We start from the raw sequence: 23,803 nt of genomic DNA on the forward strand, positions 1-23,803 counted from the left end.
TCCATGCTGCTTGGAACATAAACAAAACATCCTTTAGTTAATAAGGATATTTTTAATGCATTTATAGATGCATGTGGTGAAAAAATTTGTTTATACATAAAATTTAATTATTTTTATTTAATTATCATTATTAACTTATACAACGTTTTTCCATTTCATCACGAAAATGAATAAGCAAACCTTGCATAGCCCATACCGCAGCATCTGCTAGAGCACATATAGCGTTACCTTCTATTTTTTTACCAACTTCTTCAAGTAATGCTATATCTGTCCTAGTTGCAGTACCTATTCGAAATCTTTTTAACAATCTCCATATCCATCCAGTTCCTTCTCTACATGGCACACACTGCCCACAAGACTCTTCCATATAAAAATATGCCAGATTCTCTGTTGCTTCTATAATATCAGCTGTATTATTAGCAACAATTAAACCACCTGTACCAAAAGATGAGCCAGCATCATGTAATGATTCAAAACTCATTGTAACTCTCTCACAAATAGAACGTGGCAATACATGACATGAGGATCCACCTGGCCATACAGCCAAAAGATTGTCCCAACCACCAACTACTCCATCAGCTTTATCTTCAATTAATTCACGCATAGGAACACACATTGCATCTTCAACAACACATGGCTTATTAACATGTCCAGATATACAGAAAACTTTCGTACCAGTACTATTGCCAGAACCTATGCTAGAAAACCATCTACCGCCACGTCTTAAAATAGTTGGTATAACAGCAATAGTTTCAACATTATTTACTACAGTTGGATAACCACAATAACCAATTGCAGCTGGAAAAGGTGGTTTATTTCTTGGTTTACCTGGATTCCCAGTTAGAGACTCCATTAAAGCAGTTTCCTCACCACATATATATGCACCTGCACCTCTGTGAACATAAATATCACAACTGTAATCAATTCCACATACTTTTTTACCTATTAATCCATTTTTATATGCTTCATTAATAGCATTTTCCAAAAGTATAGCTTCTTTTTTAAATTCACCACGAATATAAATATAAACACAATGTGCTCCTATAGCAAAAGCGGCAAGAATAGCACCTTCTATCACTTTATGTGGTTCATAGTTTATAATGGCACGATCTTTGCAAGTACCAGGTTCACTCTCATCTGCATTCACTATTAAATAAGTAGGCTTATCATTGCTTGTATCTTTGGACATAAAGTTCCATTTGATGCTTGTGTAAAAACCAGCACCACCACGACCTCTAAGCTTAGATATAGCTATTTCAGAATTTATCCACTCAGAACCCTTCAACAAAATTTTTTCAATATCTTGCCAATCATTGCGAAGCTTTGATGATTCTAAATCTATTGCCAGCCTCCCATCTAAATTGGTAAATATTCTATCTTCTGACTTCAGCATATCAGTACACTAAAATAATTTCACTATATAAATAACATAACTAAAACATATTAACAAGATAACATAATTCAAACACCCATATTGCGCTTACGCCTAGAATATTCTTGCACAGCTTCATCAAACAGAGATACTTTAAAATCAGGCCATAAAACATTGGTAAAAAATAATTCTGAATAAGCAATTTGCCAAAGTAAAAAATTACTTATCCTGTATACTCCACCAGTTCTAATAAGCAAATCAGGATCTGGACAATTTTTAGTATAAAGATTGTTTGCTATATAACTCTCATTAACATTTGATAAATCTTTAGGAGGATTACTTACAATTCGCTGAACAGCTGAAGCTATTTCTCTTCTACTACCATAGCTAAATGCAACATTAAGTTGCAGTGAATTATTGTGAGCTGTTTTTTCTTTGCAGATATCCATAATATTGCACAATTTTCTAGATGTTAAACTACGCTCACCAATAAAATTTATCTTCACGCCTAATCCACAAAAAAAATCAAGTTTTTTAATAAAAAAAATTTCTGCTATTGTGTGTATAGTTGTTATTTCATCTTCTTTTCGATTCCAGTTTTCAGTTGAGAAAACATAAATAGTTATAAAAGGTATTCTGTCTATGCAAGATTGTACAATATCAATTATTCTTATACAACCTTGACTATAAGCTTCAAACAAACATTTGCTGTTTTGTTTTGCCCATCGTCTATTACCATCCATAATCATAGCAACATGTTTTGGTAAGTTCATGTTTAATATTTCTTTAAGTATGTTTTCAATATTAGATTATAAACTTTTTTTATCATTATCATTATGTTTTAATTTAATAAAAAATAATTTATGCTATTATTTAGCATATTTATGGTAGGTGGTATGCACATAGTAAATAAAAACAACACAAAAAACATGGAAAACAATTCAAATAAAGCATCAATTAATGATGAAGATGAATTGTTGGTTGATGATGAAAATAGTGTAGTTAATCATATTCAAGATGAACAGCAGAGCACAACAAGTAGCAAGAGTATAAAAAATACAAACAATAAAATTTTTGCACAAAAAAAATTGTTACAAATTAAGCAACACTATCATAATCAAATGAAAAAAAATGTTTCATCAGATTTGACCAAAAGGTCATTTTCTGCAATGATAATGATCATATTAGTCATATTAGCACTAATACAAAAAAATTTTTTCTTCACTGTTCTAATATTAGTACTAACTGATCAGGCATTAAATGAGGCAAGGTGCGCAATTAGCAACTCATACAATCCAAATGCAAAGCCACATTTTATAAAATCATATACATGCTGGCGCTTTATTATAATTACCACTTTTGTATCTATTGTATTCATAAGACACTCAACAAGTGGGGCAATTAATTTACTATGGCTATTAATAAGCATTGCTGCTATTGATACCTCTGCTTATTTTATTGGAAAAAATTTTGGGAATAAAAAAATCTTACCAAACATCAGTCCAAACAAAACCTATGCTGGATTGACTGCTGGATGGATTGCTGCATTATTAGTTGGCTTATTTTTTTATGGAATAAAAGATAATATAGGAATTATAAAAATTTGCACTATACAAACAGTAATGCTTATTCTTGCTCAATTTGGTGATTTTTATGAGTCAACATTTAAAAGATTATGCAACATTAAAGATACTGGAAAACTATTACCAGGACATGGTGGTATACTTGATCGCATTGATGGTTTTTTGTTTACTTCTATGTTTATGGCTGCAATGATTTTATTAAAAATCATATAGCATTTAAAAAACTAGTTATTTTTATACAACATCTTTCAGAGTAATAGGATTCTTATTACAGTATTACCACCCAACACTAAAAATATTTTTTTATAAGTATTACCATGAAAATTTTCTATCTGTGCTGTTAACTTATATTAAGCAAAATAAAATCAAAGCTTAGTAAAAACTTAAAATATTTTTATAACATGTTTCCAATTCTTATACTATTGTATGTATTGCTATTCATGCCATACAACTAATTATTCTTGTTTCTCCTAGAATCATTTATGTAATAAGTTTTATATGATTCATGAATGATCTACTTTCCTTTAAAAGGATTGAAGAATACACAGTGTTGTCAATGTGAATCTGTTCTTCAGCCACTTTCTGAATTAGTTTTAATGCTTGGCGCTAGTCTATTCTAGTCTTCTAGAGCAATAGCTGTGGCATTAACTAGATAAGCATTTGAAGATAGCTCATCTATTAGCCAAGTACTTTTCAGAGATCTCTAATATTAATTTTTTACTCATGCTGATCTAGATAATACTGACTTTTTTAGGTATAGTGATTTTTTATCTCAAAATTGATATTGGCAAATTCTTTAAAATCTTTACCCTACATGGTAGCAATAACTTTTTTTCTAAGTCATTATAATGGTAAAAATTATATACTTACAATTTACATCATATTTAAAATTTTTTATTCCTTTAGATAAATTACAAAAGCTAAATTAATATTATTTTTTACTAATTGAAAAACGCTGCTTTTAAAAAAACAATCATAGCTTGACTTTTAGGTGTTAAGCAGGATAATAATTTAAACTATTTTTGATTTTTGTTTTGTGCTCAAAATCTTTACTATTATGCTTTTATTAATAGTTGTTAATCTATCATCTGTAAAAGCCAATGACAACACTCACATACATAAAAATACAGCAATAAAAATAGATGTAAAAAAATTTAAACTAAGTAAAAATACAAGATATTCTTTTAAAGACAAGATAGATATTGCCGTCTCTAACAACAATATATTTTTACTTCGTGCTTGCAAAATATACATTACAACAAAAGAGGCTAAAGTTATCTCAGATATTGATTTTTGTGACTTAGATAATAGTTTTAACTATAGGGGTAACATCTTATTGCATAAAAATAAACTGTTTGTATCACCAGGAACAAAAATGCTACATGCCATTGATATCAGTAATTTAAATATATTGTGGTCAAAAACTCTAGCAAGCTACCTAAGAAGCAATATGACAGCTGATAGTGATGGTAATTTATTCTTTAGCACTACAGATAATAAGCTATATGCTATTGAGCAAAACAATGGAAAAATTCTATGGAACCAATATGTGGCTAAAAATACTTTACACAACCTCCCTCTATCAAGACCAATTGCATATAAAGATAAAGTATTTTTCAACTATTCACCTGGTTACATAACTGCTCTAAGCAAATCTGGAGATATGCTCTGGAATAAACAATTCACTGTGATGAGCAGTGTTGTTGGTTTGCCATTTTTCATAACTCAAGATATGCTTTTTACATTCAACAATAATAGCATAACTGAACTTGATGTTGAAATTGGCGAAGAACATTGGAGTTACAAGGAACAACCAGTATTTGCAATAATGGTACAAAAAAACACTGTTTTTCTAGTGCAAAAAAATAAACTAGTTGCACTTAATGCAGAGAACAAAAACGTATTATGGGAAAATGTTAATCTTAATAATGCTGTGCGTGATATAACAACACTTAATAATTACTTAATAATATTTGATTCAACCAACAGCATTAAGGTATTTGACGTTGAAACTGGTGAATTGCTTGCAAAGCGAAAAAAAATGCCTGCAAGTAGATCAACTTTATTTATAAAAGATGACAAAATATACTTCTATTCAGAAAGATATAATTCAATTTATACTGTAACAATCACAAGACATTCAGCTTTATAATTTTGTTTCGTAAAATTTGCAAATCATTCCAAGCAAATTTTTTACTTTCTATGCCTTTAAGCAGCATTTCTGGATGATATGTTGCAACTACTGGTATCTGATAACCATTATTATCATAAAACAAATGCTGCTTTCTGGCATTTATTATACTGTTTATATTAAAAATACTTGATACTGGAAGTTTTCCCATTAACAATATAGCTTTTGGCTGAACCAAAGCAATATGCTTTATTAAAAACTCTTTATATGTTGCTATTTTAGATAATAAACCCCTGTTATCAATTCTGTTATATCTATGTAGCAAAATATTGGTTATGTAACAATTTTTAATTTCAATATGAATAGCTTTAAGCATATCTGTAAGCAATTTATTAATATCAACATCACTAAATGGTTGACCAGATTGCTCATCATATATACTAGGCATATCACCAACAATCATTAATCCATTAGGCTTTCCTGCGCCAAATACAAGTTTTTTTGCAGCATTTGCAAAGGGAAAATGATCAAAATCATTGGCAAATTCTTGCAAACTTAGCAAATCTTTAATTTTTGCAAATTCATCTAACAACTTTTTATTTTGCATTCTTGTGTCAATTTGTTTGCATATTTCTTTATCTTGCATTTTTGCAGTAATATTGTGCTTATAACACAAATTATTACTAACTAACTTTGTAGTACCTGTAACAGGAAAAATACAAGATAAATAATCCAATCCAATTTCTATATGAAACCTATAAATTTCCTGATCTTTTTTGCATTGATGTATCATAGGAGCCTCCTAGTCTATCTTGAATAAAATATTTAATAAAACGCCACTCTTGCTCACTAATATCATCATAATTATTAACAAGCATTTTCATTACTTCTTCAGCTTTACGTTTATCACCTATTTGTGCCAAAATAATAGATGGGAAATATTTTGCCCATGGTGGCGCATCATCTGGCAATTGTGTTATTTCATATGAAATTTCAAGAGCCAAATTTTTATCATCAAGTCTTGTATCAGCTAAAAATGCTGCCTGTATCAACCACCACCATTTTTTAGATAAATCTTTTTTAGCATGATTGCGTAAATAATTAACTATATGTATGACATCTTTATTGTTTTGTGTTTGGCTAAAATAATGACCAGCCAAAGTTGGTATAAAATCAGAAGCACTGTCAATTTTATCAAGCAAATAGAACCATTGCTCTAGTTTTGTATAATCATATTCACGTAATGCAGTAAATCTACCAAAACTATCGCCAGCATTTTGAATCTTAAATCCCAACAAACGAAAATAAAATTGTCTATCACCTAAAGACAAAGCATCAACTTGCTTTTCTCCAATCACCAATGGAACTATGCCAAGCTCTGCTTTAACATGTGATACACTAATAAAAAACAACAACTGTGCAGCAAAACAAACTAAAACAAATAATAATCTCATACTCATAGGACAATATAATTATCAAGATATAAAAATAGATTAATACAGATCAAATTCTCTTACAATACATAATTATACAACAAATTTATCATACATAATGCAACTAACAACTTGATAATTAAAATAAAATTTGCAAATATTGGTATCTTAAACATATTTATAATAAATTATTAGTGGTAGCACACACTTTTACAATAGCCTTATCTGGGATTAAATGTTTATCAATAAATGTTCAGGTTATGCTAACATCTGGCATGCCCAGTTTTACTATTGTTGGATTGCCAAGCAAGACAGTTGGGGAGTCAAGAGATCGCATTAAAGCAGCTATAATAGCACTAGGTATCAAACTGCCACCAAAAAAAATTGTAGTTAACCTATCTCCAGCAGATATTCTTAAAACTGGCAGCCATTATGATTTACCTATAGCACTAGGGCTACTAGTAGAAATTGGCATTATAAAACAAAAAACACTTAATAAGGTTATTGCCATTGGTGAATTATCATTAGATGGAAGTATTATATCAACCTCAGGAGTATTGCCAGCAGCAATAAAGGCAAAAGAACTAAATTTTAATATTATATGTTCAAAAAACAACATAAATGAAGTTCTTTGGGCTATTAAAGATAACAAATTTATAGCTGCAGATACTCTTTTTGAAGTAATTGATGCATTAAATAATTCAATACCTACACCAACAATAAAAAAACAATTACTTAAAAAAAATATAACAAAATATAATGATATCTCAGAAATACATGGACAAAATATAGCCATAAAAGCTTTGAAAATTGCAGTAGCTGGTAAACATAACATACTTATGATTGGAGCACCTGGCATTGGAAAATCAATGCTTGCATCAATGACACCTGGGATAATGCCAGAATTAACCAATGAAGAAATATTGGAAAATAATTTAATATTAAGTATTACAGGAGAGTTGAAAAATGGTGCTCTACATGTAGATCCACCATTTCGATCACCACATCATACAACATCTGTACAGGCAATGATTGGAGGAGGGCGTATGGCAAAGCTTGGAGAAGTGACCATGGCTCATAATGGCATATTATTCTTAGATGAATTTCCAGAATTTTCCATAGCAGCAATAAACAGCTTAAGACAACCACTAGAAACAAAAATGGTTACCATTACTAGAGTTGAGGCACAGGCTATCTATCCAGCTGACTTTATGCTTATTGCTGCCATGAATCCATGTAAATGTGGCTATCTATATGACAAAAAAAAGAAATGTTCCAAAGCACCAAAATGTGCCTTAAATTACATAAACAAAATTCATGGCCCTATTTTGGATAGAATTGATATGTGTGTTATATTGGATCAACCCCCACCTATTTCATTGTCAAAAAACAAACGATTAAAAGAAAGTTCAAAATGTATTAGAAATAATATAATCAAAGCAAGGCAATTACAATTAAATCGTTATAGCAATATGCCTCATAAATATAATGCAATGGTAACAAAAAACATTGAGCAAACAATCTGTATCAATGAACAAGAGAGTAGTGATATAGAGCAATTCATAAATAAATGTGATGTATCTATAAGAGGTTATCATAAAATACTTAGAGTAGCGCGCAGTATTGCCGACATTGAAGAAAGTGATGATGTGCATCTAGTTCACATAAAAGAAGCTTTTTCCTATAGAATGAATATTGATATGTTAATTAAATAGACAATGAAAACAAAAGCATAAATATAATTTTTAAAAACTAATAAAATTTATAAAGTTATTATAACTAAACTATTTCATGATCCCATACTTTCAAGAGAAATTGCAATTTAATTATTAAATAGCATTAGCATAGATTGTTAATGTTAAAATTAAATATTTTTACATTGTCATTAAAACAGGGGCATTCTGTTGCCCGGCGCCCCTAAACCGCGCTATAAACATTGATGATGCTAAGCTGCTGCTAGCATTTCATCTTCCTCGTAGGTGTTAATAGCAAATATATTATTTTTTACACTTATTATATTGATCTCTTACGGTGGTATCATACCGAGTGAAACACATTTTTTTATTACACATGTCGAACCTATTTCACCCCCGCCTTTTTTCACTTTTATGGAGGTGCCGGGTACCGCCCCCGGGTCCATAATGCCTATTTTAAAGTGCATTTATCACCATAGAACACAGATTATGCTCAACTATATTTTACTTAAAAGAAATGCTTTATGCAATTAGCATTAGAACAAATGATGTTCATAAAAATTTTATACTTTTTTTAAACAATACTGTTTAGACAATAAATTTAGTCAAAAATGCCTATCACAAAGTCTTCTCTTCCACCTGGAATTTTTGCCTCTGGTGCGCTTCTGCCATTATTGGTATCTACATATAAGATATACAAAGATGGCCAATCATCCAAAATTACAGTAAATGAAATTATAGAAAGTACACACAAAGATAGTATTGTTTTATACTGCAAAAAAATGAAAAAAAGTATTTTCAAACTCAAGGAAGAAGATTATATAAATATAGAAATTCTTTTCCAAAAAAAATTTGCCAATCCTCTGTATTCATTGCTTAAGAAAGAAAAAAAACATATGATTGAACGAGCATCAAAAACTGCAATGGACACCACTAGTGTGCTTGCCACAACATGTGTAACTATTGCACTTGCTGTTATAACGCTGCTTCCTATTTCTGCTGGAATAGCCATAATAAGTGGAATAATAATAGCATTACTATCATATCCACTATTACTAATAGGATCCAAACTACTTACCCAAAAATCAATTAATAAATTTATGAATATTGAGATTAAAAAAGAAATAGAAAAATCAAGTAAAACAAAAATAACAGAAATAGAAAAAGCCAGCAAAAATTTGCAACAAGAAGCATATGGCAAAGCACAAGAGCCAATTATAGTAGATAAACTTATGACAAAATTTCTAAATGACAAACCAACAGAAAAAGAGGTTTCTGCCGATCTAATGCAAATAGCCAAAGCAGCACACAACCCTGCAAGTAAAGCTCAAATTCAAGTAAGTATTGACACAGAAAAACAAAAAACAGACAAACTATTGCAAAAAATAGTCAATCCTAATATTACAACATCAAAAAATATAGAATCAACAAAATCAAGCAGTAAATAAGCATTACTAAAATTAAAACAACTTGTTTGGAAAAAATTTTAATCTAAAATCTATCTAATTTAGTTATTTATATACACTTTAAATGAACATAGTAGACATAAAAGCTAGTGAACTTTTAGATAGCAGGGGTATTCCAACAATTGAAACTATAGTTACATTAGAAGATGGTAGCATTGGTAGTGTTATTATACCATCAGGATTATCAACTGGCAAAAAAGAGGCAGTTGAATTGCGCGATGGTGGTAAGCGCTATATGGGAATGGGTGTATTAAAAGCTATTAATAATGTTAATGGACCAATAAGAAGCACATTAATTGGCACAAATGCTGGAAAACAAAATATTATAGATGAAAAATTAATTTTACTTGATGGCACAGAAAATAAAAGCAAACTTGGGGCAAATGCAATTTTAAGTGTTTCTATAGCAACAATAAAAGCATTTGCTAAATCTAAAAAACAACCCTTATATCAATACCTTAATGCTAAAAAATTTCTCCACCACCATCCAACTCCAATGATAAATGTTATAAATGGTGGATTGCATGCAGATAACAGCATAGCAATACAAGAAAGCATGATTGTGCCAATTGGCGCATCAAATATCAAAGATGCTTTACGCATGTCTGTTGAAACAATTTATTCTCTAAAGAAAAACCTTAAATCCATGAATTACAATATTAATGTTGGTGATGAAGGTGGCTTTGCCCCCAATTTCAATAGCAGTGAAGATACCTTATCATTTATTGTTCAGGCAATAAAGGATGCTGGATATATGCCTGGGAAAGATATAATGATAGCACTAGATGTTGCAGCTTCATCGATATACAATGCAAAAAAATATAATCTTGATGATAAAAGCCTATCATCAGATGAACTTATTTCATACTACAGTTATATATGTGATAAATATCCTATTCTTTCTATAGAGGATGGCATGGCAGAAGATGACTATAAAGGATGGGAGAATTTAATAGGAAAACTTGGCAATAGAATAAAAATCATTGGCGATGATCTTTTTGCCACAAATCCCTATACTATAAAACAAAAAATTAATCTAGCAAATGGTATTATAATTAAATACAACCAAATTGGCACAATTACTGAAGTATTTTCTGCAATCAATATAGCAAAAAAAGCTGGGTATAAAATAGTAATTTCACATCGCTCAGGTGAAACAGAGGACACAACTATAGCACACATAGCATTTGGAGTTGGTGCTGATTATATAAAAACTGGTTCTGTCTGCAGGTCAGAAAGAGTAGCAAAATATAATGAGCTGATGCGAATAGCAGAAGATATAAAACAACATGCAAAACTATAATAAAAGTGATACACCATCCATTTTGCTAGGTTTTTTAATATTCAACAAATGTAATACAGTAGGTGATATATCACAAAGCCCACCCCCACTTACTTTACTTGCTTTCACACCAATTGGCACAAAGTAAACTGGATTTGTAGTATGAGATGTAACAAAATCACCTGATGCAGTATTAAAAATTTTTTCTATATTACCATGATCAGCAGTAACAAGCATTGCTATGTTGTTAGCAGCTGCATAAGATACTAGCCTTTGCAATGATCTGTCTACTGTGATAACTGCTTGAATAGCTGCAGACATATTGCCAGTATGTCCAACCATATCAGGATTTGCATAGTTTACTACTGTCAAATCAAAATTTTTACTATGTTTAACAATGGCATCAGTAACCAATTCAGCAGACATTGCTGGACAAAGGTCATATGATATAACTTTTGGTGATGGGATCATCATACGACTTTCACCTGGAAATTTAATATCATACCCGCCATTTAAAAATGATGTAACGTGATTATATTTTTCAGTTTCAGCAACTCTAAATTGTAAAATATTATTTTTTGCAAGAACTTCACCAATGACATTATCTATCATAATATCTTCAAAAATAACTGGAGCATTAAATGAGCTTAAATATTTCATCATTCCAAGACTTTTATTGGTGTCAAAGAATTTTAAGTTATCTTTAAAGTCAAGCTCAGACATTGCACCAAATAATTGAACAGCACGATCCTTTCGAAAATTTGCCAACAACATTCCATCAGATTTTTTTGCACCAGTATATCCATTTACCACAAATGGTGTTATAAATTCATCTGTAATACCAAGTGAATAGGCAATATTAATCATCTTTTTAATATTATTAACTTTTCTGCCTTTTCCTTTAATTATTGCATTATAGGCAAGTTTAGTCCTATCCCAGTTATTATCACGATCCATGGCATAGTAACGACCAGATATAGTTGATATTTCTATTCGACTGTTATCAGAAATCTCTTTATTGAGATCTTCTAAAAAACCAATAGCACTCTTTGGTGGAACATCTCTGCCATCTAAAAAAAGATGTAGCTTAACCCTCAAATTATTCTCAGAAGAAAATTTAGCTAAATAAATTATATGATTCAAAAGTGAATGAACTCCACCAGAAGATAATAAACCCATTAGATGTAAATCACCACCATCTTTAGCAATAACAGAGATTAAGTTCAGCAAATTCTGATTATTTTTCAGCATACCACTTACAATAGCATCATTAATTCTACATAAACTTTGCTTAACAACACGACCAGAGCCAATTGTTATATGACCAACCTCAGAATTACCAGGAAATCCATTAGAAAGTCCAACTGCCTCACCAGATGCATTTAGAAGTGACCATGGTGTAGATTGAAGCAAGCTGTCCCAAAATAAATTATATTTTAATGAAGCCTGTCTTATTGCATTATTTTCAACTTCTAATGAATGACCCCAGCCATCTAAAATGCATAAAATAACCTTCATAAATAAATTTTTTCTAATATTATTATTAGCATATTAACATGGTATCATAAAAATGAAAAATACACTGCAATCTTTAGTCAAATATTTAAAAATACATAATATTGATGCATTGCTAATACCATCAAATGATGAATATAACAATGAATTTACACCAGAATATTCCAATAGATTAAAATTTTTTACTGGATTTACTGGTTCAAACGGCTTGGCATTAATTGAGGCTGGTGGTAAATTAACATTTTTTACAGATAGCAGATATACTGAACAAGCAAAACAAGAGCTTAAAAATTCAGTATTTGAAGTGAAAGATATACAAAATGCAGGATTAGATAAATGGCTTATCAAGCATTATAAATGGAAGGCATTATGGCTATGTCCAGAACTTCATATGCACAATTTTATTGAGCAAATTTCAAAAATTGTTGAAGTTAAAATGCTTCCCATTATGGAACTAGACTCACTTTGGATCAATAAGCTGGAAAAGCCAAAATCTAATATTGTAGAATACAAAGTTAAATTTTCAGGCAAAAGCAGTAGAGAAAAACTAGCAGCAATATTTAAAACATTAAAAGATAATGCACCAATTCTAATCACAGATCCAAATCTTGTTTGCTGGGCACTAAATATCAGAGGATGCGATATACCATATACACCAACTGCACTTTGTTATGCATTAATCTACAACAATGGATCTGTAACTATTTTTATTAATAATCATACGCTAAAACTAAGCAATGAAAACAAAATACAAAGTGACAATATATTAAATTTGTCAAACCATTTAAAAGAAATATGCAGGAAAAAACACTATCTTATGGTTGATTGCAACAAAACATCTGCTGCAATTGTAAAAATTATCAATGATAGCATGGTAAAAATCAAAAAAATTTCATATACAGAAATCTGGCAAATTGCTATGGAAAAAACTGACCTAGAGATTGAATTATCAAAAAATGTTCATATTGAAGATGCTGTGGCACTAATAAAATTTTTATATTGGATTAAAAAATCCTTTAAAAAGGATGAAATTACAGAAATAAAAGCAGCAAAAAAATTAGATGAATATAGAAAAACTAACAAAAATTACAAACAACCAAGTTTTCCAACTATATCAGCATTTGGAGCAAATTCTGCCATAGTGCACTACAATGGAATGAATAATGCGTTGATAAAAAATGGAATATATCTTATTGATTCTGGTGGACAATACTATGGAGCTACTACTGATGTTACTAGAACAATCATATTAGGCAGTGCATCTGAAAAACAAAAAACAGAATATACATTAGTATTAAAAGGATTAATAACACTATCTACAGCTGTTTTCCCAGCAAAAACTAATGCACAAAATCTGGATATTTTAGCAAGGCAGCATTTATGGAAAAATTATTATGACTATGCTCATGGAACAAGTCATGGTGTGGGTAATTATCTTAATGTTCATGAACTACCTACAATCTCCAAATATTTCAGCAATTTTCCATTAAAACCTAATGTTGTTATATCAAATGAACCTGGTATATATCTCAATAACTTTTATGGCATAAGATTGGAGAACCTTATGTATGTAATTAAGTTAAAAAATAATTTTTTTGGTTTTGAACAACTTACAGCAGCTCCTTTTGATTATGATATGATTAATTTTTTGATGTTAACAATAGAAGAGAAAAATTGGCTTAACAATTACAATATACTTATGCGTCAAAAAGTCATGGAAAAACTTGACTTACAAGAAAAAAATTTCTTAAAATATCATACAACATTATTACACTGAATTGTAAATATAAATGTTAGTTGATAGTCATTGCCATTTAGATTATGAACCATTAGATTCTATAACTAGTTTAATTAAACGTGCAAAAGAATCAGGTGTGCATGTAATGCAAACTATATGCACTAAAAAAACAGGAGTGTCAAATATTATAAAAATTATTGAAACTCATAAAGAAGTTTTTGGCTCTGTTGGTACACATCCTTTGGAGATAGAGAAGGGTGAAGCAATGACATGTAGTGAAATCATAGATATAGCCAATCATAGTAAAATTATTGGCATAGGAGAAACTGGATTAGATTACCACTATAGTAAAACAAATCATGAAATACAAAAAAAAGTATTCTTAGAACATATTAGAGCTTCATCAATAACCAAACTGCCAATTATAATACACAGCAGAGATGCAGATATTGATATGATAGAGATTCTTAAAAGAGAATTGGTCAAAAATCCTTTTACTGGTGTAATGCACTGTTTTACATCATCTGCTGAACTAGCTTTGCAAGCTATAGAAGCTGGTCTATATATATCTTTCTCTGGTATAATAACTTTTAAAAATACTGAGCAACTGCATCATACAATAAAGCTACTGCCACTTGATAAAATATTAATAGAAACTGACTCACCATATCTTACGCCTATACCATTCAGAGGAAAAAAAAATGAACCAGCAAATTTAAAATATACAGCATTAAAAATGGCAGAGATTATAAACATTTCATTTGATGAACTATCAAAAATAACGACAGAAAATTTTTATAAACTCTTTAATAAAACAAAAAATAACAATTAAATAAATTGTATTTATCACTCAGCATGAAATACTCCATCAAAATCTTTGATTTAGCTGGAGATGGATAGTGCTAATATGTATTCTTTCAATTTGCTTAAGGGCACCCCTCCAGCAATAATTAAACAGCAAGATCTTGTCCATAGGCATTGGTTTCCAATAGCATTGCTTGAGATGTATGCTAAATTCTTTCCACAGTAAATGACTAGACACAGTCTTAAAAGATGCAGTAAAATGATGACAGTAATAAAAAAGTATATAATGTATACCTCTATAAAAAAAGTATGGATATAAATGTGGAAAACATTTAGGAAATGGGGTATTTCATACCTTACAATGGCAGGGCATATCATTGCTGATTGTGAAGACAACATCCTCTGGTTTTGAAAAAATTTAAGATGAGAGCCTGTGAAGCAAGAAATCCCCACTATAATGCAAAAGCATTTAGTGGTGAGGGCAAGTCATCTCTTTGATAGAAGGGTAGCCTAGTCAACATAGATGTCATAGTGTGTTGGGCAGCTTTGATCAATAACAAAATCAATATGAAACAACTCAGATGAGCTAGATCCTAAGCAATCCATAGAAATTGAATTTTGATCATAGGCATCTTCTTGCCGCATGATGATAACTGTATTGTAGCTGCCAGAAACTGTAATTTGATTGTCTGTCATGTTTGCTCCATTTAGTTAAATTATTTCAAATATTGTATATTAATGTAATAAAAATGCAAAGAAAATTGTTAACAAACGAACAAATTGAAAATATTTATAATAATATTATTACATTTTTTAAAAAAATATATAAAATGCTTGCAATATTATTAGCAAACTCTCTATTACTCTAATTTTTTAATAACTCTATTAGCCAATTTCTTATAAATTTCTTTAGCTTCTTTAGGAAAAAGCTCCATTGTTTCTCTGTCAAACCTTTCATTAGTTTTTATATCCCAAAGTCTACAGGTATCTGGAGTAATTTCATCACCAACAATCAATTTACCAACATCATCAGAGTCAATATACTCTCTGCCATATTCCAATCCAAAATCAACTAACCTAATGCCAGAAGCAGCAAATATCAGATAATTTTAATTTCTTAATTTAAATATTATAAATTAAATCATGCAATTTATTTTAAACACTAAGATCAAGTATACCCATTCTATTAGCCAATTTCTTATAAATTTCTTTAGCTTCTTTAGGAAAAAGCTCCATTGTTTCTCTGTCAAACCTTTCATTAGTTTTTATATCCCAAAGTCTACAGGTATCTGGAGTAATTTCATCACCAACAATCAATTTACCAACATCATCAGAGTCAATATACTCTCTGCCATATTCCAATCCAAAATCAACTAACCTAATGCCAAAAGCAACAAATATACCGGATAATATATCATTAATTCTACCAGTTGTTCGTTTAATTTCATCAAGCTCCCAAGGACTCAACCATTCAAAAATCAACATGTGATCTTCTGTTAACAAATGATTAGATATCTCATTTTTTTTATGATAAAATTCTATTAATGGCTGTGGCAATAGCTCACCTTCTTTGATGCCAATTCTATTCACAATATCGCCAGCAGCAATATTACGTGCTACTATTTGCATAGGAAGCATATCAAGCTTTCTAACCAATTGCTCTCTCATATTGATAGATTTTACAAAATGAGTTTTTACTCCAAGTAGTTCTAAATGATGCATCAAAAATGCTGATATTCTATTATTGATAATACCTTTGCCAGATATAGGATCAATAGTATTAATGGGCTCATCTTGAACATGGGAATCATCCTTGAAATGTTGCACCAACAGTCCCATATCAAAAGATTCAAAAAAAACCTTTGCCCTTCCTTCATGGAATTTTCTTCTACCCACATTGTGCATTCAGCTATCTCCATATTTTATTTAAAATTATAAATAATTTTAAATTAATTGCCATGGTAAAGTTATTTTTTTATATTATACCTATAGATTATACAGACAAAATAGTTGGAGCGTGATATGGAAAATATATTTTACATAAGAAATGTACTGATATTATTATCAATGGCAATAATAATAGTTGCTTTCTTTAAAGCTATAAAATTAAGCCCTGTTTTAGGATATTTTGCTGCTGGAATTGCTCTTGGTAATTATGGAATGGCACTTATTAATCCTGGTGCAGGAATGGCATTTTTTGCTGAGCTTGGCATAGTATTTTTATTGTTTGTTATTGGCTTAGAATTAACTTTTGAACGCTTAATTGCTATGAAAGTTTATGTTTTTGGTGCTGGCAGCATTCAGATCATCATCACTGTTGTGGTAATTGCATTTTTTCTGAATATTGCTGGCTATAAACCAAATACATCAGCTATAGTAGCTGGTGGTCTGTGCCTTTCTTCTACAGCAATTGTATTGCAAGTGTTAAAAGAAAATGGATCACAATTAACAAAAATAGGCCGTCTATCTGTAGCCATGCTATTAATGCAAGATTTTGCTGTAGTGCCATTACTAGTGTTGGTTCCCAACTTAGCGCATACAACACCAGAAGCATCTATAGTCTCAGCTGTCATTATAACATTAATCAAAGCAACTGTTGGGCTGGTGATAATTTTTATCTCTGGAAGATTGCTCTTTAGACCTATGTTTAATATTATTGCCCATTTTGAGAGCGAAGAACTTTTTATAGCTACCACAATATTAATTGTTCTAGGATCTGCTTATGCTACGGAAAAAGTAGGATTATCAATGGCATTAGGTGCTTTTGTTGCAGGACTTGCTGTTGCAGATACAAACTATAGACATGATGTTGAAAAAGTTGTTTTCCCATTCAAGGCTTTATTATTGGGTTTATTTTTTATGACAGTTGGAATGTCGCTAAACATAACCACATTATTAGATAAAATACACCTAGTAACATCTATTGCACTAGGGATAATAGCTACAAAAACAATAGTAATCTTTTTCATTGCCAAATTATTTAAATTCAATAATAAATCTGCACTACATGCAGGATTATTATTATCACAAGGTGGGGAGTTTGCCTTCATACTTTTTGAATTATCTTTGAAACAGGGATTGTTAAACCCAGAGTTAGCACAAACTTTAATGATATCAGTAACTATAACAATGGCACTTACACCATTATTAGACTTTATTGGAGGAAGAATTAACACCATATCCACAGAAGACAAAAAAATAGGTAATTTAATAAAAGAGGAATTTGAGATTGATGGTCATGTTGCAATAATTGGCTTTGGTAAAATTGCTAAAGTGCTAGCAGATACACTGATAAGTGAAGGTGTAAGCTGTGCTATTCTTGAGATCAACCCAGAACTTGTGGTAGAAAGCAAAAAAGCTGGCTATCCAATATATTATGGAAGCATTACTGACGAGAGTGCACTTAAGAAAATTGATGTAAAAAATGCTGCAGCCACAGTATTGACAATTAAAAATGCAATAACAATTAACAAGGCAATTAGCTCAATTAAGCAATATGCACCAAAAACTAAAATCATAGTAAGGTCTAAAACCATGGAAAATATGGCAGAGTATAAAAAGCTTGGAATATATTTTCTTATGCCATATCAATATAGTGAAGCATTAATGTTATGTGAATTAGTGTTAAAAATATATGGCCGCAATGAAACAGTAATCAATGATTTACATACAAACTTTAACATTCAAGACTGCTCATCCAGCAATGAACTATTAACCTAAACTATAATTAGCAATGAAAAAAAAAATATCATACTTTCTCATACTACTAATAACAACATATAGCTCTTTTGCTATTTCACATTTTAACATAAACATACAACGTGGTGGCGTAAAGAATATAGTTATTGCTATTGTTGGGTTTACTGGTTATCAAGGTATAGATATTGTTTCTATAATAACAAATAATTTTAATTCTTGTGATGGTTTTAAAATTCTAGATGAAAGCAAACATCCAGAAAATATATCAATAGATAACACACCAAATTTGAATTTATGGAAAGTAGCCAATGCTGATGCTGTTCTTATTGGTGAAATAAAAAAGAAAGATGGTGAGATAGAGCTTGTTTATAGATTATGGGATACGGTAATGAAAAAACAGCTGTCTGGCAAATCTATAACAATAACACAAAATAATTGGCAAAGAGTTGCACATATTATATCAGACAATATATATAAGTCATTTAGTGGTGATAATGGACATTTTGATACAAAAATAGCCTACATAGCAGAAACAGGCCCTAGTACAAAAAAAACAAGAAGATTGGCAATTATGGATCAAGATGGAAATAACCATCAATATCTTACCAATGGCTCAAAAACTATATTAACACCACGATTTTCACCTAATGGTGAAAAAATAGTGTACATGTCTTATGAAAACAATATGGCAAAACTCTATACTCATAATATTTTAAGTGGTGAAGAAAAAACTGTGTTTGCTCTTGATGGCATATCATCTGCTCCAAGATTTTCCCCTAAAGGTGATTCTATAATAATGGCAATATCAAAAAATGGTCACACAAATATTCATACTGGAAGCCTGAAAACATCTAAGATTAAACAATTAACTAGATATAGAGCTATAAGCACCTCACCTTCATATTCTCCAGATTCAAAACATATAGTTTTTACCTCAAACAGAGGTGGCATACCACAAATCTACACAATGAATGTAGATGGCTCAAATGTAAAAAGAATAAGTTTTGACAAAGGTTCTTATACTGCCCCTTCTTGGTCACCACGTGGTGATTATATTGCATTTACCAAATCTTATAATGGCAGTTTTTTTATTGGCGTTATGCGGCCAGATGGTACTGGAGAAAGAATATTAGCAAAAGGTTTTATGGTTGAGGGTGCTAATTGGTCACCAAATGGGCGTATGATAATTTTTTCTAGACAAGAAAAAATAGGAGCAAGAAAACTTAGAAGTAAAAATAAAATAGTTTCTCTTGATATTGTCTCTGGATATGAAAGAAACATAAACACTCCGCAAGAAGCAATAGATCCAACATGGTCACCATTCTTACACTAACCAACTAAAAAACAAGAAGTGTTGAATCTAAATTTTTGTTGACTGAAGTTTCTTTTAGATATATTTTTTCATTACTACATTCAAACAAAAATGAGATCAAAATGAAAAAAATATTGTTGCTATCATTAACCTTATGTCTTATTCTGTCAGGTTGCCCAGGTAAGCCATTACGTGGTAAAAATACAAAACATATTAAATCTGATAATTATAGATCAATGTATGATGATACACATTCACATGGCAAGCATAAAAATCCAGATGCTTATATTGAAAAAGGAAGTCCTGAAGATTTTGCAATTACCGCAGGTAACAGAATATTATTCCCCCACAATTCATATCAAATAAAACATGAAGAGCAAACCATATTGGATCATCAAATAAAATGGCTTTCTGAATATTCAGAATATGAAATAATTCTTGAAGGTCACTGTGATGAACGTGGTACACGTGAATACAATATTGCATTGGGTGAAAAAAGAGCAAATGCAATTAAAAATTATATGATAAATGCTGGAATAGAGCAGCATAGAATTAAAATTGCATCATATGGCAAAGATAAACCAAGTGTTGAAGGGCACAATGAAGAAGCATGGAAACTTAACAGAAGAGTTGTTATTAACATATCCTAATCACCTAGACCATCGCAACTTGTGATGGTCTTAATTTAACTACAATTAATTATTTGCATATATGAAAACAATAATATTTAGTATATTTTTAATAATATATACCGATACATGGGGCAATATAAACCAAGATGCTATGTTGAATCATTTAGTGGACATGGAGCAACGCATTTCTTATCTAGAAGAAGAAAATTCTAAATTAATAAGCACTATTGAAGAAATAACTAATAAAATAGAAGAAATACTATCATCAGATATTATAAAACAACAAACAGATACCTCTCTAATGCAAACCGCTCCAGCACTTGAATCATCTGACACAATGGAAGCAATGTTATATAATAACTCTATAGCACTAATATCTTCTGGTGATTTCACATTGGCAAAAAACAGCCTCTTAAGCTTTATAAAATCATATCCTGAAAGTATTTTTGCAGCTGAAGTGCATTACTGGATTGGAGAAATCAATTTCTCAGATCAACTTTATAAAGATGCAGCCATGCATTACTTGAGCAGCTATAAAAAAAGTCCTTCTGGAAATAAAAGTATTGAAAGTATTTTTAAATTAGCACTCTCATTAAAAAACACAAACAATCCAATTGGTGCCTGCCATACTTTAAAAAGCATTTTAACTGACTTTGGCACTATGCCTTCATCACTAAAAGAGCGTGTTTATAAAGAATTAACAGAATTAAAAAATGACAATATTTGTGAATAATAAATATTTTAGTAAACTGTTCGAAATAAAGTTAAGCAATTCACAGATTTAGCGCCAGCTTTAACTAATGATTTAGAACATTCATTTAAAGTTGCACCTGTTGTCATTAAATCATCTATAATTAAAATACCCTTACCACTAATTTTTTCTGGGAAGCGCACAGTAAAAGCTCCACGAACATTATTTAATCTTTCATTTACTGACAAGCCTCTTTGTAAAGCTGTCTTTTTTACTCTAATCATATTAAGACCATCAAATGGAATTGACACTCTTCTGGCAACTTCTTTAGCTAACAGCGAAACTTGATTACATCTTCTTTTAATAATCCTAGATCTTCTAGATGGCACAGGCATAATTAAATCCATGTCATTAAAAATATCACCACCACGTTCAGCAAGCATTTTGGCACAATAAGGAATCAAATAAATTTGATCATAAAACTTACATTTATGCAAAATTATAACCCCTAGGTCATTGTAAAATGCCATTGAACGTGCTATATCAAAAAATGGTGCACATGACAAACAATTAAAACAAATTTTTGCTGCAGATAAACAACTGTATGTACTTCCACACTTTAAACAATAATTTGAACTTATAAAATGCCACTTACTAAAACATCCATTGCATATAAACTCACTGGATAATTCAGTGCAAAATATGCACTGAAAAGGAAATAAACAATTTAGCAGTGTAGTGAAAATGCTCATAAATTATCTTGCAAGTTAAAGCTTAACGCTTATAATAAATATTAAGGCGTTAGGCAAGCTAATTGTCAACTTGGTCAGATCAGAAATGAAGCAGCCACAGCAGTAAACTTGGGTTAACGCCTCTTAGTTATCCATTTTTTGTAAATTTATCAAACATGACAAATGTTGCTCTTGCGATTAAGTATAGACCAAAAAATTTTCATGATTTAATTGATCAAAATGTTTTAGTTCAAACTATTACTAATTCTATAAAACTTAAAAAACTAGCAAAAGCATTTTTACTAACTGGAACCAGAGGAGTTGGCAAGACAACTACAGCACGAATTATAGCAAAATGTATTAACTGCTCAAACAATAATGAAATAAGCATATCTCCATGTAACATATGCAACAGTTGCAGGCTAATAACTAACTCAAATCATCCAGATGTAATTGAAATGGATGCAGCCAGTAACACTGGTGTTGATGATATAAGATTAATAAAAGAAATGGCAGCCTATTCCCCATCAATTACACGTGCAAAGGTTTATATAATTGATGAAGTGCATATGTTGTCAAATAATGCATTTAATGCATTATTAAAAATAATAGAAGAGCCACCAGTACACGTATATTGGATACTAGCAACCACTGAAATGCAAAAAATACCAGTAACCATAGTATCACGCTGCCAAAATTTTACTCTCAATAGAATAGCTCATGGAAAAATCATAGAAAAACTCTCTGGTATTGCAGAAAAAGAAGGTTATACAATAGACAGAGATGCATTAAGTGTAATTGCCAGTGGAGCAGATGGATCAATGAGAGATGGCATTTCTCTATTAGAAATGGCATTATTGTATGTTGAAGGACTGCACATTAGTGCTCAAGATGTACGAACAATGCTTAATATGCCAAACCGTGATGATATCATAGAGTTATTTTCCTTGATAGTAGATGCTGATGTAAAACAAGTATTAAAAAAATTTCATGATACTATAAAAAATTGCCCTGATCACTCAGTATTCCTAGTAGAGCTGCTTAAAGCCATAAATCAAGCAATTCACATTTGTGTGCTAGGAAAAGATGCAATTCAAGCAAATAGCAAACTTAATGAAAAAAATACACAAAACATGCTAGTAATTGCACAAAAATTATCTTTACCACAACTAGATCGAATGTGGCAAATACTTTTTAAAGGAATGAAAGATCTTGAATTACAACAAAATCAACACATGCTTACTGAAATCTTAATTATAAGATTGACTTATATTAACAAAATAAGCATTCCTCTATTTGAAGATACCGAAAATACTGTGGAGGTGATTAACAATGAGCAAAAAAATCATCAGTTAACACCTGAGACATTGATTAATATGCTTAAATATCACAATGAAACAGATTTATTTAATACTTTCATGAAACATGCTCTTATTGAGATAATAGGTAATGAAATAATAATTAGATGGCAGATTAAAAATACATCTTCTATTGTCAACCAACTAAAAATATTTTTACAAAAAATGAACCTAGATTACAGTGTAAAAGAAATCAGTGAAAAAATCAAAGCAAGTAAGGAAGAGAGTATCTTATTAGAATTTAGGGAAAATTTTCTCATAAACAATGAGAAACAAATAAAAACAAGTGAAATAATATGAATTTATATTTATAGTACAAGAATTTCTCAATGGTATAGAAAATGGAGATAGAAGAATATCAG

At 30.5% G+C, this 23,803-nt stretch carries 22 protein-coding genes and 2 other RNA genes; 14 read left to right on the forward strand and 10 right to left on the reverse strand.

Features of this window, described 5'->3' with window-relative positions; genetic code table 11:
- Window positions 1-130 precede the first annotated feature (130 nt).
- The gene (nuoF, locus tag AABI72_RS03825; RefSeq protein ID WP_338364586.1) at window positions 131-1,393 is read right to left on the reverse strand and encodes an NADH-quinone oxidoreductase subunit NuoF; all 1,263 of its coding nucleotides are present in this window, start codon (window positions 1,391-1,393) and stop codon (window positions 131-133) included.
- A gap of 68 nt (window positions 1,394-1,461) precedes the next feature.
- Entirely contained in the window at window positions 1,462-2,145 is a 684-nt protein-coding gene (uppS, locus tag AABI72_RS03830; RefSeq protein ID WP_338364588.1) for a polyprenyl diphosphate synthase, read from the reverse strand.
- Window positions 2,146-2,268: 123 nt separating this feature from the next.
- Between uppS and AABI72_RS03835 the strand changes: the two genes are divergently transcribed.
- Both AABI72_RS03835 and AABI72_RS03840 read left to right on the forward strand, forming a co-directional pair.
- Entirely contained in the window at window positions 2,269-3,168 is a 900-nt protein-coding gene (locus AABI72_RS03835; RefSeq protein ID WP_338364590.1) for a phosphatidate cytidylyltransferase, read from the forward strand.
- An 844-nt stretch (window positions 3,169-4,012) separates the two neighbouring features.
- On the forward strand, window positions 4,013-5,107 hold the full coding sequence (locus AABI72_RS03840; RefSeq protein WP_338364592.1) for a PQQ-binding-like beta-propeller repeat protein: 1,095 nt from the start codon (window positions 4,013-4,015) through the stop codon (window positions 5,105-5,107).
- On the opposite strand, the gene AABI72_RS03845 is transcribed toward AABI72_RS03840, so the two are convergent.
- Entirely contained in the window at window positions 5,085-5,879 is a 795-nt protein-coding gene (locus tag AABI72_RS03845; protein WP_338364594.1) for a uracil-DNA glycosylase, read from the reverse strand. The genes AABI72_RS03840 and AABI72_RS03845 overlap by 23 nt on opposite strands.
- A complete protein-coding gene (locus AABI72_RS03850) occupies window positions 5,842-6,540 on the reverse strand; it encodes a hypothetical protein (protein ID WP_338364596.1) in 699 nt (232 codons plus the stop codon). Before AABI72_RS03850 ends, AABI72_RS03845 begins: the two co-directional genes overlap by 38 nt.
- Before the next feature lie 173 nt (window positions 6,541-6,713).
- On the opposite strand from AABI72_RS03850, the gene AABI72_RS03855 reads away from it, so the two are divergent.
- Window positions 6,714-8,234 carry a YifB family Mg chelatase-like AAA ATPase gene (locus AABI72_RS03855; RefSeq protein WP_338364597.1) on the forward strand — a complete coding sequence of 507 codons (1,521 nt, stop codon included), beginning with the start codon at window positions 6,714-6,716 and terminating at the stop codon, window positions 8,232-8,234.
- Window positions 8,235-8,408: 174 nt separating this feature from the next.
- Here AABI72_RS03855 and ssrA read toward each other — a convergent pair.
- Window positions 8,409-8,747: a transfer-messenger RNA gene (gene ssrA, locus AABI72_RS03860) on the reverse strand.
- A gap of 77 nt (window positions 8,748-8,824) precedes the next feature.
- On the opposite strand from ssrA, the gene AABI72_RS03865 reads away from it, so the two are divergent.
- Window positions 8,825-9,661 carry a hypothetical protein gene (locus AABI72_RS03865; protein ID WP_338364599.1) on the forward strand — a complete coding sequence of 279 codons (837 nt, stop codon included), beginning with the start codon at window positions 8,825-8,827 and terminating at the stop codon, window positions 9,659-9,661.
- An 82-nt stretch (window positions 9,662-9,743) separates the two neighbouring features.
- Window positions 9,744-10,982, forward strand: a complete 1,239-nt coding sequence (eno, locus tag AABI72_RS03870) for a phosphopyruvate hydratase (RefSeq protein WP_338364600.1) — start codon at window positions 9,744-9,746, stop codon at window positions 10,980-10,982.
- Here eno and gpmI read toward each other — a convergent pair.
- Window positions 10,977-12,479: a 2,3-bisphosphoglycerate-independent phosphoglycerate mutase gene (gene gpmI, locus AABI72_RS03875; RefSeq protein WP_338364601.1), complete on the reverse strand. Its 1,503-nt coding sequence runs from the start codon at window positions 12,477-12,479 to the stop codon at window positions 10,977-10,979. The two genes, eno and gpmI, sit on opposite strands and share 6 nt — an antisense overlap.
- A 52-nt stretch (window positions 12,480-12,531) precedes the next feature.
- Here gpmI and AABI72_RS03880 point away from each other — a divergent pair, with 52 nt between their 5' ends.
- From AABI72_RS03880 to AABI72_RS03890, 3 genes are read left to right on the forward strand one after another with little or no spacing between them, the layout of a single operon-like run.
- A complete protein-coding gene (locus tag AABI72_RS03880; protein WP_338364603.1) occupies window positions 12,532-14,253 on the forward strand; it encodes an aminopeptidase P family protein in 1,722 nt (573 codons plus the stop codon).
- Between the two features lie 13 nt (window positions 14,254-14,266).
- Window positions 14,267-15,046 (forward strand): TatD family hydrolase, encoded by a 780-nt coding sequence (locus AABI72_RS03885; RefSeq protein ID WP_338364605.1) that lies wholly within the window; start codon window positions 14,267-14,269, stop codon window positions 15,044-15,046.
- Between the two features lie 60 nt (window positions 15,047-15,106).
- The gene (locus AABI72_RS03890; protein WP_338364607.1) at window positions 15,107-15,244 is read left to right on the forward strand and encodes a hypothetical protein; all 138 of its coding nucleotides are present in this window, start codon (window positions 15,107-15,109) and stop codon (window positions 15,242-15,244) included.
- Between the two features lie 284 nt (window positions 15,245-15,528).
- On the opposite strand, the gene AABI72_RS03895 is transcribed toward AABI72_RS03890, so the two are convergent.
- The 3 genes from AABI72_RS03895 to AABI72_RS03905 form a co-directional block, all read right to left on the reverse strand.
- Window positions 15,529-15,714, reverse strand: a complete 186-nt coding sequence (locus AABI72_RS03895) for a hypothetical protein (RefSeq protein ID WP_338364609.1) — start codon at window positions 15,712-15,714, stop codon at window positions 15,529-15,531.
- Window positions 15,715-15,878: 164 nt separating this feature from the next.
- Window positions 15,879-16,121: a phosphoribosylaminoimidazolesuccinocarboxamide synthase gene (locus tag AABI72_RS03900; protein ID WP_338364620.1), complete on the reverse strand. Its 243-nt coding sequence runs from the start codon at window positions 16,119-16,121 to the stop codon at window positions 15,879-15,881.
- A gap of 52 nt (window positions 16,122-16,173) precedes the next feature.
- Window positions 16,174-16,923: a phosphoribosylaminoimidazolesuccinocarboxamide synthase gene (locus AABI72_RS03905; protein ID WP_338364611.1), complete on the reverse strand. Its 750-nt coding sequence runs from the start codon at window positions 16,921-16,923 to the stop codon at window positions 16,174-16,176.
- 117 nt (window positions 16,924-17,040) lie between these two features.
- Between AABI72_RS03905 and AABI72_RS03910 the strand changes: the two genes are divergently transcribed.
- From AABI72_RS03910 to AABI72_RS03925, 4 genes are all read left to right on the forward strand, one after another.
- On the forward strand, window positions 17,041-18,738 hold the full coding sequence (locus AABI72_RS03910; protein ID WP_338364613.1) for a cation:proton antiporter: 1,698 nt from the start codon (window positions 17,041-17,043) through the stop codon (window positions 18,736-18,738).
- A 13-nt stretch (window positions 18,739-18,751) separates the two neighbouring features.
- Window positions 18,752-20,050: a Tol-Pal system beta propeller repeat protein TolB gene (tolB, locus tag AABI72_RS03915; protein WP_338364614.1), complete on the forward strand. Its 1,299-nt coding sequence runs from the start codon at window positions 18,752-18,754 to the stop codon at window positions 20,048-20,050.
- Between the two features lie 101 nt (window positions 20,051-20,151).
- Entirely contained in the window at window positions 20,152-20,679 is a 528-nt protein-coding gene (pal, locus tag AABI72_RS03920; RefSeq protein ID WP_338364615.1) for a peptidoglycan-associated lipoprotein Pal, read from the forward strand.
- Between the two features lie 61 nt (window positions 20,680-20,740).
- Window positions 20,741-21,394: a hypothetical protein gene (locus tag AABI72_RS03925; protein ID WP_338364616.1), complete on the forward strand. Its 654-nt coding sequence runs from the start codon at window positions 20,741-20,743 to the stop codon at window positions 21,392-21,394.
- An 8-nt stretch (window positions 21,395-21,402) separates the two neighbouring features.
- Here AABI72_RS03925 and AABI72_RS03930 read toward each other — a convergent pair whose 3' ends face one another.
- Window positions 21,403-22,104 (reverse strand): ComF family protein, encoded by a 702-nt coding sequence (locus AABI72_RS03930; protein ID WP_338364617.1) that lies wholly within the window; start codon window positions 22,102-22,104, stop codon window positions 21,403-21,405.
- Between the two features lie 39 nt (window positions 22,105-22,143).
- Here AABI72_RS03930 and ffs point away from each other — a divergent pair.
- Both ffs and dnaX read left to right on the forward strand, forming a co-directional pair.
- Window positions 22,144-22,236, forward strand: an RNA gene (ffs, locus tag AABI72_RS03935) — signal recognition particle sRNA small type.
- Window positions 22,237-22,259: 23 nt separating this feature from the next.
- On the forward strand, window positions 22,260-23,741 hold the full coding sequence (dnaX, locus tag AABI72_RS03940; RefSeq protein WP_338364619.1) for a DNA polymerase III subunit gamma/tau: 1,482 nt from the start codon (window positions 22,260-22,262) through the stop codon (window positions 23,739-23,741).
- The last annotated feature ends 62 nt before the right edge of the window (window positions 23,742-23,803 follow it).

Origin of the sequence: Candidatus Xenohaliotis californiensis (assembly GCF_963930935.1) — a bacterium.
GTDB lineage: Bacteria > Pseudomonadota > Alphaproteobacteria > Rickettsiales > CAWVOK01 > Xenohaliotis > Xenohaliotis californiensis.